The following is a 13,385-nucleotide window of genomic DNA, read 5'->3' as shown; positions in this document are numbered from 1 at the left end:
CAGCCTGGCCGACCCGCGCTTCACGAGCGTCATTCGTAGGAGAACGCTCCGCCGAATTTATCCATGCGTTCGAGCGCCATGCCCGAGCCGCGCACCACGCACGTGAGCGGCGCTTCGGCGACGAACACCGGCAGACCGGTCTCTTCGGCCAGCAGCCGGTCGAGATCGCGCAGCAATGCGCCGCCGCCCGCCAGCATGATGCCGCGCTCGGCGATGTCGGCGCCGAGTTCCGGCGGCGTCTGTTCGAGCGCGATCTTGACCGCCGAGACGATCTGATTCAACGGATCGGTGAGCGCTTCGAGAATCTCGTTGCTGGACACCGTGAAGCTGCGCGGAATGCCTTCCGACATATTGCGGCCTTTGACTTCCATCTCCTTGATTTCAGAGCCCGGAAACGCGGAGCCGATTTCCTTCTTGATCGCTTCGGCCGTTTGCTCGCCGATCAGCATCCCGTAGTTGCGGCGAATGTAGTTGACGATGGCGTCGTCGAACTTGTCGCCGCCCACGCGCACCGAGCCTTTGTAAACGATACCGCCGAGCGAAATCACGCCCACCTCGGTCGTGCCGCCGCCGATATCGACCACCATCGAGCCGGTGGCTTCCGAGACCGGCAGGCCGGCGCCGGTGGCCGCGGCCATGGGCTCTTCGATCAGGTAGACCTGCGAGGCGCCCGCGCTATGCGCGGCTTCCTTGATCGCGCGCCGTTCGACCTGGGTGGACCCGCACGGCACGCAGATGATGATGCGCGGCGACGGCGCGAACATGCGCGTTTCATGCGCCATCTGGATGAAGCGCTTGATCATCTGCTGGGTGATGTTGAAGTCGGCGATCACGCCGTCCTTCATCGGGCGGATCGCCTCGATATTGCCCGGCACCTTGCCGAGCATCTGCTTGGCTTCCTTGCCGACTGCCAGAATGATTTTCTTGCCGTTGGGACCGCCTTCCTGACGAATCGACACGACCGATGGTTCGTCCAGCACGATGCCCTTGCCGCGCATGTAGATCAGGGTATTCGACGTGCCGAGATCGATCGCCAGGTCGTTGGAAAAATAGCCGCGCAGAAAGCCGAACATGCAAATTCCTGTCTCGCTTGATGCCAGGGCGCGTGAGCGCGCCGCTTGGAAACGCCGCTCGAGGGCGGCGGCAGGCGACCGGGTGACGGTCGGGAGAGGGAAGAATAACAGCAACGCATGGCGCGGGTGCTGCGGTAAACCCGGGCGCCGCAAGGAAGCATGCGCGAATCGTGCGCATGCTTCCTTTTCACTCGGCTGCTTACGGCGCGTTGGCCAACGTCGGGTCGATATAGGCGCTCACATTCTGCGATTGCTTGTACACAGCGTTACGCACGTTGAACTTGTCGGCGTTCACGCTCGAGCCGTACACCGAGTCCAGCCCGTCGCCCTTGATGAATGCTTTCTTCGCCGCCGCGGCGTCGAGCAGGTGCGTCCCCTTGAGCAACGGCAGATATTGCGCCGGCGTGAGACCGACGCGCGCGGACATGATCTTCACCGCATCCGGTTGCGTCTTCGGATCGTTGATGTAGGCGACGCAGCGATACCAGACCTTGATCACCTTTTCCCAGTCGGCCTTGCGCGACGACAGGCTGACAGGATTGACCGTGATGGCGTCGTAGATGAGGCCCGGCGCATCGGCCGAGGTGAAGATCGGCCGCGAGCCCGGCACGCGCTTGAGTGCTTCGCCGGCGTTCGGCTGCCATGCGCCGACCGCCGCGACATCGTTGGACGAAGCGAGCACCTGCGGCAATTCATTGGTCTTCGCGTTCACCAGCGTGAGGTCCGATTCCTTGAGCGCGTGTTTCTCGAGCGCCGTGTCGAGCAGCAGGTGATCGACCAGACCGACTTCGACGCCGACCTTCTTGCCCTTGAGCCCCTCGACGGAGCGGACGGGCGGCTTCGCCACGATCATGTCGTTGCCGCTCGAGTAGTCGGTCAGCAGCACCATCACGTTCTTCGCGCCGCTTGCGCCGGTGACGAGAGCATCGCCGTTGGTGGCGCCCACCGCGTCGAGCTTGCCCGCCGCGAACGCATCGAGCGAGGCGGAGTAATCGAACCATTGGAAATTGACGTCCACGCCGGCCTGTTTGAACCAGCCTTTGTCGATCGCGATCTGGAAGGCAACAAAGCCAGGCCAGTCGCTATAGCCGATGGCCAGCGGCGCGGCCGCACAGGCAGGCGCGGCGGCGAGGCCGAACGCAAGCGCCGCGGCGGCGCCGGCAATGGCGCCACGCAGGCGCGCTGACGAAGACAGACGGTTAAGCGAGGTAAGCAAGGTGGGGGCGGATTTGAATCGTTGCATCGTTTTCTCCAGGAGACCGGTCAATCGCGATTGTTGAGTTGGACCGCGCGGCGACTGCGCGATAAAACAACATGACCGGTTCCTGCGAGCGTGCAAACTGCGCTGAAACTGCGGGAGACAAACGCCGGCCACGGAGAGGCACGATAGACATCGCTATCGCCAATCTCCCGGGCTTTTGTCCCGCCGTGTAGTGCCGCCGGCCGATCGCCTCAAGGTCGAACCTCGAGCCGATCGAATCGGTGCACCGGGCTGCTCTCGGACCAGACGTTCTTGCGAACCGGAACCCTAGCATCCCTAAGATGCGACGCCGCCGCACCTCTCGGCTTCCAATCAAGCGAGAAATATGCCAGCGGGATCAAGTCATGACGATGCGGCTTGCGTTTCGCGTCTGCTTCGGCAGAACGATGCAGCGTCTCAGTCCAGCGCGGCGAAACGTTGATGCACGTAAGCCAGGAACTGCTCGAGCCGGTCCTCGATCGACGCCGCGAGGCTGATCTGCTTGATGCGGCGATCCTGTTCGGAATTCGTTTCCAGCAGCCAGCCCGCGTCGATCAGCTCCTGCACGTAGCGGACCGCGGTGCGGCGGCTCACGCCGGGCATGAAGTCGTACAGCGCCGTCTTCGCGAAGTCATCCTCCTTGTCCACCCACATCCGGCAGAACAGGTCGCTGTAGTTGAGGTCGTTCAGCCCCAGATCGCCGAAGTGCGCTGACCACTGCCAGTCCATGTCGAGAATGGCGCGCGCCACGGCTTGCCCCTTGTTACGCGCAATTTTTTTCTTCATCGATTCACCAAGAGGAGGAGGGGTGCACAGTTTAAGTGCTAATTAAGCCGGAAATCGGGCGCGCCGAAATTATGCACGCTGCCGAGCGGATAGTTTATTGATCTGTCCGGATTTGCATGTACTATTGCGTGCAATTTTGCATGTATTGGAGGGGCGATGAAATTCGAATTGTTCAAGACGTTCTGGGGATTCGACGGCGGGCCACGGGAGGCCGCACCGATGGTGCGCGCCGCCGGCTTCGACGGCATCGAGGCGCCGGTGCCGGCCGGCGCGGCGGCCCGCGAAGCATTTGCGCATGCCCTTGCCGAAGAACGGCTCGAGTTCATCGCGGAGATCACGACGGCCGGCAGTTACGTGCCGGAGCGTTCTGCTACGCCCGCCGATCATTTGCGCGACTTCGAAGAGAAAATCGTTTGGGGCAAGCCGCTCGAGCCGCGCTTTTTCAATGTGATGGCGGGCTGCGACGCGTGGCCGGCCGCCACGCAAGTCGACTTCTTTGCACGCGCGGTGGAGATCGCGGCGAAGCACGACGTGATCTGCAGCTTCGAGACGCATCGCGGCCGTTCGTTCTTCAACCCCTGGATCACGCGCGATGTCGTGCGGGCCGTGCCGGAGCTCAAGCTGACCTGTGATTTCAGCCATTGGGTGTCGGTCTGCGAGCGCCTGCTCGACGGCGAATGGGACACGATTCTGGCGCTCGCCCCTCATGCGCACCATGTGCACGGCCGCGTCGGCTATCCGCAAGGTCCGCAGGTTCCGCACCCTGCCGCGCCCGAATACGCCGGCTGCCTGGCTTCGCACCAGCGAATCTGGGAGGCGCTGTGGGCCGCGCAGATCGACAAAGGCTATACGACTACGACGATGACGCCCGAGTTCGGCCCCGACGGCTATCTGCACACGTTGCCTTTCACGAACGCGCCGGTGGCCGATCTGTGGGAGATCAACACGTGGATGGGACGCGAAGAGCGGCGCCATTTCGCGGTGTTTCTCGCTGGGCGCGAGGCGCGCGCCGATTCACAGGCGGCGCCGCAGACCGAATCGAAAATCGAACCGCAACATGCATAGGCAACGCTCATGAGCCAAATCCGCACCCACACCGGTTTCGACCGCCTGCCCATCGTCGACGTCAGCGGCCTCTTCAGCGATAACGAAGACCGGCGTCTTGCCACCGCACTCGAACTCGATCGCGCGGCGCGCGATGCGGGCTTCTTCTACGTCACCGGCCATCAGATTGCGCGCGAGCAGCAGGCCGCGCTCGTCGAACACGCAAAACGGTTTTTTGCCGCGCCCGACGATTGGAAAATGCGCTACTACATCGGCCAATCGACCGCGCATCGCGGCTACGTGCCCGAAGGCGAGGAAGTGTTCGCGGGCGGCAAGCGCGACAGGAAGGAAGCGTTCGACACAGGCCGCGAACTGCCGCCCGACGATCCCGACGTGAAGGCCGGCACGCCGATGCTCGGACCGAACCTGTGGCCGGATCAGCCGGGGTTTCGCGACGCAGTCAGCGGCTATTACGACGCGGCCTTCGCGCTCGGCCGCACGTTGTTGCATGGCTTCGCACTCGCGCTAGGCCTGCCGGAAGCGCATTTCGACACCTACCTGCAAAAGCCGCCGAGCCAGTTGCGGCTCGTCCACTATCCCGTCGACCCTTCCGCGGAAGACCGGCCCGGCATCGGCGCACATACGGATTACGAGTGCTTCACGATCCTGCTGCCGACGGCGCCCGGCCTCGAAGTGATGAACGGCAAGGGCGAATGGATCGATGCGCCGCCGATCGACAACGCGTTTGTCGTGAACATCGGCGACATGCTGGAGGTCTGGACGGGCGGCACTTACGTCGCGACTTCACATCGCGTGCGCAAGGTGAAGGAGGAGCGCTACTCGTTTCCGCTCTTCTTCGCCTGTGACTACCATACGGTGGTCGCGCCGCTGCCGCCATTCGCGACGCCTGAGGCGCTGGCGAAATACCCGCCTGTATCCGCGGGCAATCACCTGTTCGCGCAGACTGCGCAGAGCTTTACTTATCTGAAACAGCGGCTCGAAAGCGGCGAGCTGGCGCTGCCCGATGGTTCAAAGGCTTTGGCCAGCTTCGGGCAACAGGCGCGCTATTCGGCCGCTTGAGCACAGCGGAGAGGGATTGATGCCGCATTCAACGAGCCATCAACGCAAGCAAGCTGCTGAGCAGCGTTGCCAAAGCGGCGCGGCACACGTCGCGGGTTACGTGCGCCGCCGCTGTTTTTGCAGTTCGATGAAACGTACCGACAGCAGTGCGTAGAGCGTGCGGCGAATAGTGGCGAGCATGGACATGGTGGGATGGGCACGTTTGATCGGCGCAGTGCCGTATCAAGCAACCTTCATGCCGTCGCGCGCATCCCATACGCAGTGTGAAACGTACGAGGTATTCAGCCCAACTGTGGTGCCCGAAGCATTCAACTGGTGCGCGGACGTGCCGCGCCGGAGTGCGCGTACACCTCGCCGGCAGATGCCGCGCGGAACCGCCAGGCGCATCCAATCCCTTGACTGCGATGCGTTTGAGCCTTCCCGGCATCACGCTGGCACACAACTCGCTTAACCACGCAGCGAGAGGTGCGAAGTAATTTGCATCATCTTCAGGATCGCTAGGGTTCCGGTCGTACCGCTTCAACGCGTGCACGATGCCTGGTCCGAGAGCAATCCGGTCTTGCCGTTCACCTTCTTTCAAGGCGCCGGCGAGGCTCCACGGAGGGATAAAAGCCCGGGAGGTCGCGATGTCGGTCAATCGCCCTCTCATGCTTTTTCCCAACCGATACCTGGAGCCTCCATGTCGACCCAATCCCCAGTCGATCTCGCACCGATCCCGCAAGTGTTGTGGGAAACGGTGATCCCTGCCGGCACCCACTGGTCCGGCGTGCTGCGCCGTGGCATTGCTTTGCGCATCGTCGATCTCGAAGGCGGTGCGAATCTGGCCGCGCTCTTCTACCGGCACGACGATCTCCTCGAACGCTACAACATGGCCGATACGCTCAAGGCGCAGCACACCGCGCATCTGACGCGCGGCCACGCCCTTTATTCGGACATGGGCCGCGTCATGGCGTCGATCACCGCCGACACGCTCGGCTGGCACGATCCGCTCGGCGGCGTGGGCGACGCCGCGCTGTTCGCGAGACAGTACGGCGTCAGACGCTATCAGGACGAGCGCAATGCGATGGTTCGCAACGGCCGCGACAGCCTGCTGCTCGAACTCGCGAAGCACGGACTCGGCACGCGCGATCTGGTGGCCAACATCAACTTCTTCAGCAAGCTCGCCTCTGACGAGGAGGGCGCGCTCACGTTCGTGCCGCATCACTCGCCCGCCGGTGCGGCGTTCGATCTGCGCTTCGAAATGAACACGCTCGCCGCGTTTTCGAGCGCACCGCATCCGTTCGACCCTTCATCCGCATACGAACCGAAGCCCGTCAAGCTGATCGCGTACCGCGCGTATGCAACCGACGCCGCCGTACCGGCCGACGATCCTTGCCGCGCAGCGTGTCCCGAGAATGAGCGCGGCTTCGTCAACACCGATCGTCTGTTCGTTTAAGGAGACCCGCGATGCCTATCGTCGAAAGCAAGCTCGAACTCCGTCATGCGGTCTACGACCTCACGCTGCCGTCGGGCGAACCGTGGCTGCACGAAGTGCGGCGCGGACAGTTTTTCCGCGTTCTCGATCTGGAAGGCAACCAGGCCGTCGACACGCTGTTCTACAACACCGCCGACCCGCTCGAACGTTACAGCGCACAGGACACGATTCGCGCGCAACGCAATCTGTACCTGTCGGCCGGCAGCGTGCTGATGTCGAACCTCGGCAAGCCGATGCTGACCATCGTGGCGGACACCTGCGGGCGGCACGACACGCTCGGCGGCGCTTGTGCGGCCGAGAGCAACACAGTCCGCTATGCGCTCGACAAGCGCCACATGCATAGCTGCCGCGACAGTTTCCTGCATGCGATCACGCATTGCACCTGCGGCGTGGGCACGCAACTGACCAAGCGCGACATTGTCAGCAACATCAACTTTTTCATGAACGTGCCGGTGACGCCGCTCGGCAGGCTGACCTTCGAGGACGGCATTTCGGCGCCGGGCAAATACGTCGAGATGCGCGCCGACATGGACGTGACCGTGCTGATCTCGAACTGTCCGCAGCTGAACAATCCGTGCAACGGCTACAACCCGACGCCTGTGCGACTGACCATCTGGGATGCCCAATGAGATTCCAAAAAGTCCTGATTGCCAATCGCGGTGAAATCGCCTGCCGCGTGATTCGCACGCTCAAGCGTCTCGGCATCGCATCGGTCGCGGTCTATTCGGAAGCCGATCGCCATGCGATGCATGTGATGCTCGCCGACGAAGCGGTCTGCATCGGCCCGGCCGTCGCAGCCGATAGTTATCTGAACAGCGCCGCGATACTCGACGCGGCGCGGGCGACCGGCGCGAGCGCGGTGCATCCCGGCTATGGGTTCCTGTCCGAAAACGCCGCCTTCGCGCAGGCTTGCGAAGACGCGGGCATTCGCTTCATCGGCCCGCGCCCCGCACAGATGCGCGAATTCGGCCTCAAGCACACCGCACGGGCGCTGGCGCAGGCCAACGATGTCGCGCTGCTGCCCGGCACCGGTTTGCTGCCCGACGTGGCCGCCGCGCTGCATGAAGCCGCCGCAATCGGCTATCCGGTGATGCTGAAAAGCACGGCGGGCGGCGGGGGCATCGGCATGTCGCTGTGTCGCGACGCGGCGCAGCTGCAGGCGGTGTTCGCCTCGGTGGCGCGGCTCGGTGAAGCGAACTTTGCGAACGCCGGTGTCTACCTCGAGAAGTTCGTCGAGAACGCGCGGCACATCGAAGTGCAGATCTTCGGCGACGGCCGTGGCGGCGTGCTTGCGCTCGGCGAACGCGATTGCTCGGTGCAGCGGCGCAATCAGAAGGTGATCGAGGAGACGCCCGCGCCGGGTTTGACCGATGCGGAACGCGCGGCGCTGCACGCAAGCGCTGTGCGTCTGGCTCAAGCCGTGAAATATGAATCCGCTGGAACGGTCGAGTTCGTATTCGATGCCGATACGCGCCGCTTTTATTTCCTCGAAGTGAACACGCGGTTGCAGGTCGAGCATTGCGTGACTGAAGAAGTGACCGGCATCGATCTGGTCGAGTGGATGATTCGCCAGGCTGAAGGCGAACTCGCGTCGCTCCAAGCGCTCGCACCCGCACAGAGCGGCGCGAGCATTCAGGTGCGTCTATATGCGGAAGACCCGCATAAACAGTTCCAACCCAGCGCCGGTGTGCTGACACACGTAGCGTTTGCCGGCCATGCACGGGTCGACACGTGGGTCGACGCCGGCACCGAAGTCAGCGCGTTCTACGATCCGTTGCTCGCGAAGATCGTCGTCAAGGGTGCAACACGCGATGCGGCGCTTGCCGCTCTGCGCAGCGCGTTGGACAAGACGCAGCTCTACGGGATCGAAACGAACCTCGACTATCTGCGCGCGATCGCCGGCTCCGACACGTTTGCACGCGGCGCTCAGACAACCGCATTCTTGTCGCGCTTCATGTTCGCGCCGCACACCATCGACGTGCTCGACGGCGGCGTGCAGACGACCGTGCAGCAGACACCGGGACGCACCGGCTACTGGGACATCGGCGTGCCGCCGTCGGGGCCGATGGACGATCTGTCGTTCCGGCTCGCCAACGAACTGCTCGGTAATCCGGCCGAGGCGGCGGGGCTCGAATGCGCGATGGTCGGCGCGACGCTGCGCCTGAACACGGCGACGCTGTTCGTGCTCGGCGGCGCGCCGCTTGCCGCGACCCTGGACGGCGAACCGGTCGTGCCGTGGCGGGTCACGCGGGCGCCAGCCGGTTCGGTGCTGAAGCTCGGCGGCGTGACCGGCGCGGGCATGCGTGCGTGCCTCGCGCTCAAAGGCGGCTTGCAGGTGCCGGACTACCTCGGCAGCAAGGCGACTTTCACGCTCGGCCAGTTCGGCGGCCACGCCGGGCGCGCATTACGCAAGGGCGACGTACTGCATCTTGCCGCCGATGCAGGCCGCGGCGCAGCGGGCGCGCAGCTCGATCCGGCCCGCGTGCCGGTGCTGACGCACGACTGGACGCTAGGCGTGCTCGACGGTCCGCACGGTGCACCGGATTTCTTCACGCCGGACGACATCGCGATGCTGTACGGCACGCGCTGGACGGTCCACTACAACTCGAGCCGCACGGGCGTGCGCCTGATCGGTCCGAAGCCGCAGTGGGCCCGCACGGACGGAGGCGAAGCAGGGCTGCATCCGTCGAATATTCACGACAACGCGTATGCGGTCGGTGCGGTCGATTTCACCGGCGACATGCCGGTGATCCTCGGCCCGGACGGTCCGAGCCTCGGCGGTTTCGTGTGTCCGGTGACCGTCGTGGGCGACGAGTTGTGGAAGCTCGGACAGCTGCGGCCAGGCGATACGGTGCGCTTCGAGCCGGTGCGTGCGCAGAAGACGCCACTCGCGCCGGAGCGCGTGCCCGGCGAACACGATTGCATCCTCTACCGCGATTCCGCGGCAGGCGAGGGCACAGGCGTGGTCTACCGCCGCTCGGGCGACCAGAACGTGCTGGTCGAATATGGCCCGCTCGTACTCGATCTGAACCTGCGCTTTCGCGTGCATGCGCTGATGAACTGGCTCGATACTCACCGGTTGCCGGGGATTGTCGATCTGACGCCGGGCATCCGCTCGCTGCAAGTGCATTTCGATCACCGCATCCTGTCGTGCGACACCTTGCTCGCGCATCTTCAGCAAGCCGAGCGCGAATTGCCCGCCGTCGCCGCGATGCGCGTGCCGAACCGCATCGTGCATTTGCCGCTGTCGTGGGACGACCCGTCCACGCGTATCGCGATCGAGCGCTACATGCAATCGGTGCGGCCGGACGCGCCGTGGTGCCCGAGCAATATCGAGTTCATTCGCCGCATCAACGGGCTCGACAGCATCGACGACGTGAAGCGCATCGTGTTCGATGCGCGCTATCTGGTGATGGGCCTCGGCGACGTCTATCTCGGCGCGCCGGTGGCAACGCCGCTCGATCCGCGGCACCGGCTCGTCACGACCAAATACAATCCGGCGCGCACATGGACGCCGGAGAACGCGGTGGGAATCGGCGGCGCGTATCTGTGCGTGTACGGCATGGAAGGGCCGGGCGGCTATCAGTTTGTCGGCCGCACCGTGCAGATGTGGAACCGCTATCGCACCACACGTGAGTTCGAAGCAGGCAAGCCGTGGCTGCTGCGCTTTTTCGACGAGATCCGCTTCTACGAAGTCAGCGAGGCGGAGCTTGCCGAGCTGCGCGCCGATTTCATCGCGGGCCGCGCGAGCCTGAAGATCGAGGAATCGATGTTCGACCTCGGCGCGTACAACCGCTTCCTGCGAGACGAGGCCGAGTCGATTGCGGCGTTCAAGACCGCGCAGCAGGCGGCGTTCGACGCAGAGCGCGAGCGCTGGCATGCCGCGGGGCAAGCCGAGTACGCGGGCGACCCCGGCAGCGACGCGGGCTCGACGGTAGGCGCCACAGCGGAAGACGCGCTTGCGGCCGGCCAGCACGGCATCGTCGCCGATGTGTCGGGCAGCGTGTGGAAGCTGCTCGTCAGCGAAGGTGAGCGCGTGAGCGCAGGACAGGTGGTCGCGATCGTCGAATCGATGAAGATGGAAGTGTCCGTTGCCGCCACCGAGGGCGGCGTGATCGAAACCATCGATTGTGCGCCGGGCGCGGCGGTCGTCGCGGGTCAGCGATTGATGGTCATGCGTGCAGGCGTTGCGGCCGACGCTACAGAGGAGGTGACGTGCAAATGAAACACCACGACGATCTATTCGAGTCGATGTCGATTCCGTTGCTGCAGGCGCGTTACCGCGCCTGCAGTCTCACCCCGGCGCAACTCGTCGAAGCGATCGCCGCGCGCACGTCGGGAGACGACCCGCACCATGCGTGGATTCGCCCGTTGACCCGCGACGAAATGATGCGCTACGCCGACGCGCTCGAAGGCCGCGAAGGTGTGGATAGGGACACGCTGCCTCTCTATGGCATTCCGTTCGCGATCAAGGACAACATCGATCTGGCCGGCGTGCCGACCACGGCCGCTTGCCCGGCGTATGCGTATCGGCCCAGGCAAAGCGCGGCGGTGGTCGAGCGGCTGATTGCGGCCGGCGCGATTCCGATCGGCAAGACCAACCTCGATCAGTTCGCGACCGGTTTGTCCGGGCAGCGCTCGCCGCACGGCGCGTGCCGCAACGCGCTCGATCCGCGTTACGCGTCGGGGGGCTCCAGTTCCGGCTCGGCTGTGACGGTTGCGCTCGGTCTCGCGGCGTTTTCGCTGGGCACGGACACGGCCGGCTCGGGGCGCGTGCCCGCCGCGTTTCACGGCCTGCTCGGACTGAAGCCGACCAAGGGCGTGCTGAGTACGCTGGGTGTGGTGCCGGCGTGCAAGTCGCTCGATTGCGTGTCGATCTTCGCGCGCTCGGCGGGCGACGCGCAACGTGTGTTCGACGTAGCACGCGGCGTGGCGCAAGGCGATCCGTATGCGCGTGAATGGCGGCCTGTGCAGCAGCCGCTCGAGTCGGCGCCGCGGGAATCCCAGCCGTCTCTGCGCGGCGTGCGCTTCGGGGTGCCACGCGCGAGCCAGCTCGAATTCTTCGGCGATACCTCATACGCCAAGGCCTTCGACGCCGCGCTGACACGCTTGCGTTCAGCTGGCGCCGAGCTGATCGAAATCGACTTCGAGCCGTTCCTCGCGACCGCACGCCTGTTGTACGAGGGACCGTGGGTGGCGGAGCGGCTCGCCGCGATTCGCGAGTTCGCCGACGCGCAACCGGACGCGTTGCATCCTGTGATACGCGAGATCATCGGCGGCGCGGCACGCTGGAGCGCGGCGGATGCGTTCGCCGCCTTCGACCGGCTGGCCATCTTGCGCATGCAAGCCGGTGAAGTCTGGAAAACGATCGATGCGATCGTCACGCCGACCTCGGCGACGACCGCGACCGTCGACGAACTGGAGGCGGACCCGATTCGCGTCAACTCGCGCTTCGGCTACTACACGAACTTTGTCAATCTGCTCGATCTGTCCGCGCTTGCCGTGCCGGCGGGCGTGTGCGCGGGAGGTCGGCATGCCGGGCTGCCGTTCGGCATCACGTTCGTTGGCCGCGCGCATCAGGACGCCGCGCTGCTCGATCTGGCGCGCGCCTGGCTCGGCGAGGCGGCGCGGGATCAGACGCCGGCGCATGCCGCTCGATCGTCCGCAACCAGCGCAACCGAACTATGCCTCGGAGAATCCCATGACAGTGATTAACAGGACCGAATGGTTCGCGGTGCGTCGCGAGTTGTCCCTGCGAGGCAAGTGGCTATTGGGTGCCGGCTCGTTCCTGCTGCCGTTGTTCGTGTGGTGCATTGTCAGCTACGTGCCGTTCGTCTGGCACCCCCAGGTGCGGATCGAGCGGCCGGGCAGCGTTGACTATTTCCAGCCCGGCATGCGGGTCGACAAGGACGTGTTTGCCGACGAGCTGGCTCATGCACGTGACGCTCATGCGGCATTGCCGACGGGCGAGCCGGTCAATCCGGTGTATCTGCCTGCTCCGCACGAGGTGTTGCGCGCGTTCTATACGGCGTTCACGACAGCGCCTGCCTCGCGCGACGGCGTGTGGCTGCACCAGAGCCTGTGGCACAGCATCCAGATCATCTTCTGGGGCTTTGTGGTGTCGTCGGTGGTCGGCGTGCCGATCGGCATTGTCTGCGGCACTTACAGCGCGATTGCGCGCTTGCAGGAGCCTTTTTTCGAGTTCTTCCGCTATTTGCCGGCGCCCGCGTTCGGCGCGCTGATGGTCGCGATACTCGGCATTTACGATGCGCCCAAGATCGCCATCATTGTGATCGGCACGTTGTTCCAGCAGGTGCTGATTGTCGCGAACACGACGCGCAAGCTCGAATACGGCCTGTTCGAAGCGGCGATGACGCTCGGCACGAAGAAACTCAAGCTGCTCACGCATGTGGTGATTCCCGGCATCCTGCCGGACCTGTACCGTGACCAGCGCATTCTGCTCGGCTGGGCGTGGACTTATCTGATCGTGGCCGAACTGGTCGGCACCAGTTCGGGCATCACCTGGTACATCACCCAGCAGGCCCGCTATGAGCATTTCGAGAACGTGTACGCGGCCATCATGATGATCGGCATCATCGGGCTCGGCACCGATCTCATGCTGGCGTTTGCCGGCCGCAAGCTGTTTCCGTGGGACCGCACGCTGAAGGCGTAGCGCGCACGCTTGTGC

Annotated in this window: 10 protein-coding genes and 2 riboswitches; of the genes, 7 read left to right on the top strand and 3 right to left on the bottom strand. The window is 64.4% G+C overall.

All coding sequences use genetic code 11. From position 1 onward, the window contains the following. Nucleotides 1-29: 29 nt before the first annotated feature. From DLM46_RS06900 to DLM46_RS06890, 3 genes are all read right to left on the bottom strand, one after another. Nucleotides 30-1,073: a rod shape-determining protein gene (locus tag DLM46_RS06900; protein ID WP_115100032.1), complete on the bottom strand. Its 1,044-nt coding sequence runs from the start codon at nucleotides 1,071-1,073 to the stop codon at nucleotides 30-32. A gap of 199 nt (nucleotides 1,074-1,272) precedes the next feature. After that, nucleotides 1,273-2,316: an ABC transporter substrate-binding protein gene (locus DLM46_RS06895; RefSeq protein WP_115100031.1), complete on the bottom strand. Its 1,044-nt coding sequence runs from the start codon at nucleotides 2,314-2,316 to the stop codon at nucleotides 1,273-1,275. Nucleotides 2,317-2,478: 162 nt separating this feature from the next. Next, nucleotides 2,479-2,616, bottom strand: a riboswitch (guanidine-I (ykkC/yxkD leader). 114 nt (nucleotides 2,617-2,730) lie between these two features. Further along, complete coding sequence (locus DLM46_RS06890; RefSeq protein WP_115100030.1) at nucleotides 2,731-3,099, bottom strand: helix-turn-helix domain-containing protein; 369 nt, start codon at nucleotides 3,097-3,099, stop codon at nucleotides 2,731-2,733. 156 nt (nucleotides 3,100-3,255) lie between these two features. Between DLM46_RS06890 and DLM46_RS06885 the strand changes: the two genes are divergently transcribed. The 7 genes from DLM46_RS06885 to DLM46_RS06855 all read left to right on the top strand — a co-directional run bounded on the left by DLM46_RS06885 (nucleotide 3,256) and on the right by DLM46_RS06855 (nucleotide 13,370). Beyond that, nucleotides 3,256-4,164, top strand: a complete 909-nt coding sequence (locus DLM46_RS06885) for a sugar phosphate isomerase/epimerase family protein (RefSeq protein ID WP_115100029.1) — start codon at nucleotides 3,256-3,258, stop codon at nucleotides 4,162-4,164. Nucleotides 4,165-4,173: 9 nt separating this feature from the next. Beyond that, a complete protein-coding gene (locus DLM46_RS06880) occupies nucleotides 4,174-5,223 on the top strand; it encodes an isopenicillin N synthase family dioxygenase (RefSeq protein ID WP_115100028.1) in 1,050 nt (349 codons plus the stop codon). Nucleotides 5,224-5,709: 486 nt separating this feature from the next. Further along, a riboswitch (guanidine-I (ykkC/yxkD leader) is annotated at nucleotides 5,710-5,845 on the top strand. A 57-nt stretch (nucleotides 5,846-5,902) separates the two neighbouring features. Then, complete coding sequence (locus DLM46_RS06875; RefSeq protein ID WP_115100027.1) at nucleotides 5,903-6,658, top strand: urea amidolyase associated protein UAAP1; 756 nt, start codon at nucleotides 5,903-5,905, stop codon at nucleotides 6,656-6,658. 11 nt (nucleotides 6,659-6,669) lie between these two features. Further along, nucleotides 6,670-7,326: an urea amidolyase associated protein UAAP2 gene (locus tag DLM46_RS06870; RefSeq protein ID WP_115100026.1), complete on the top strand. Its 657-nt coding sequence runs from the start codon at nucleotides 6,670-6,672 to the stop codon at nucleotides 7,324-7,326. Next, nucleotides 7,323-10,922, top strand: a complete 3,600-nt coding sequence (gene uca / locus DLM46_RS06865; protein WP_115100025.1) for an urea carboxylase — start codon at nucleotides 7,323-7,325, stop codon at nucleotides 10,920-10,922. The genes DLM46_RS06870 and uca overlap by 4 nt, the downstream gene beginning before the upstream one ends. After that, nucleotides 10,919-12,412 carry an allophanate hydrolase gene (gene atzF, locus DLM46_RS06860; protein ID WP_115100024.1) on the top strand — a complete coding sequence of 498 codons (1,494 nt, stop codon included), beginning with the start codon at nucleotides 10,919-10,921 and terminating at the stop codon, nucleotides 12,410-12,412. Before uca ends, atzF begins: the two co-directional genes overlap by 4 nt. Continuing rightward, nucleotides 12,399-13,370: an ABC transporter permease gene (locus DLM46_RS06855; RefSeq protein WP_115100023.1), complete on the top strand. Its 972-nt coding sequence runs from the start codon at nucleotides 12,399-12,401 to the stop codon at nucleotides 13,368-13,370. The genes atzF and DLM46_RS06855 overlap by 14 nt, the downstream gene beginning before the upstream one ends. Nucleotides 13,371-13,385 lie beyond the last annotated feature (15 nt).

This window comes from Paraburkholderia lacunae (genome assembly GCF_003353175.1).
GTDB classification, from domain to species: domain Bacteria; phylum Pseudomonadota; class Gammaproteobacteria; order Burkholderiales; family Burkholderiaceae; genus Paraburkholderia; species Paraburkholderia lacunae.
The sequence above is the reverse complement of the archived record's forward strand: the minus strand, read 5'-3'. Positions and strand labels throughout refer to the sequence as shown.

What these genes read in the sequence shown, in the direction of transcription:
- DLM46_RS06900 (WP_115100032.1), bottom strand. Translation starts at nt 1,073, where the DNA reads ATGTTCGGCTTTCTGCGCGGCTATTTTTCCAACGACCTGGCGATCGAT.
- uca (WP_115100025.1), top strand. Translation starts at nt 7,323, where the DNA reads ATGAGATTCCAAAAAGTCCTGATTGCCAATCGCGGTGAAATCGCCTGC.
- DLM46_RS06895 (WP_115100031.1), bottom strand. Translation starts at nt 2,316, where the DNA reads ATGCAACGATTCAAATCCGCCCCCACCTTGCTTACCTCGCTTAACCGT.
- DLM46_RS06875 (WP_115100027.1), top strand. Translation starts at nt 5,903, where the DNA reads ATGTCGACCCAATCCCCAGTCGATCTCGCACCGATCCCGCAAGTGTTG.
- atzF (WP_115100024.1), top strand. Translation starts at nt 10,919, where the DNA reads ATGAAACACCACGACGATCTATTCGAGTCGATGTCGATTCCGTTGCTG.
- DLM46_RS06885 (WP_115100029.1), top strand. Translation starts at nt 3,256, where the DNA reads ATGAAATTCGAATTGTTCAAGACGTTCTGGGGATTCGACGGCGGGCCA.
- DLM46_RS06890 (WP_115100030.1), bottom strand. Translation starts at nt 3,099, where the DNA reads ATGAAGAAAAAAATTGCGCGTAACAAGGGGCAAGCCGTGGCGCGCGCC.
- DLM46_RS06880 (WP_115100028.1), top strand. Translation starts at nt 4,174, where the DNA reads ATGAGCCAAATCCGCACCCACACCGGTTTCGACCGCCTGCCCATCGTC.
- DLM46_RS06855 (WP_115100023.1), top strand. Translation starts at nt 12,399, where the DNA reads ATGACAGTGATTAACAGGACCGAATGGTTCGCGGTGCGTCGCGAGTTG.
- DLM46_RS06870 (WP_115100026.1), top strand. Translation starts at nt 6,670, where the DNA reads ATGCCTATCGTCGAAAGCAAGCTCGAACTCCGTCATGCGGTCTACGAC.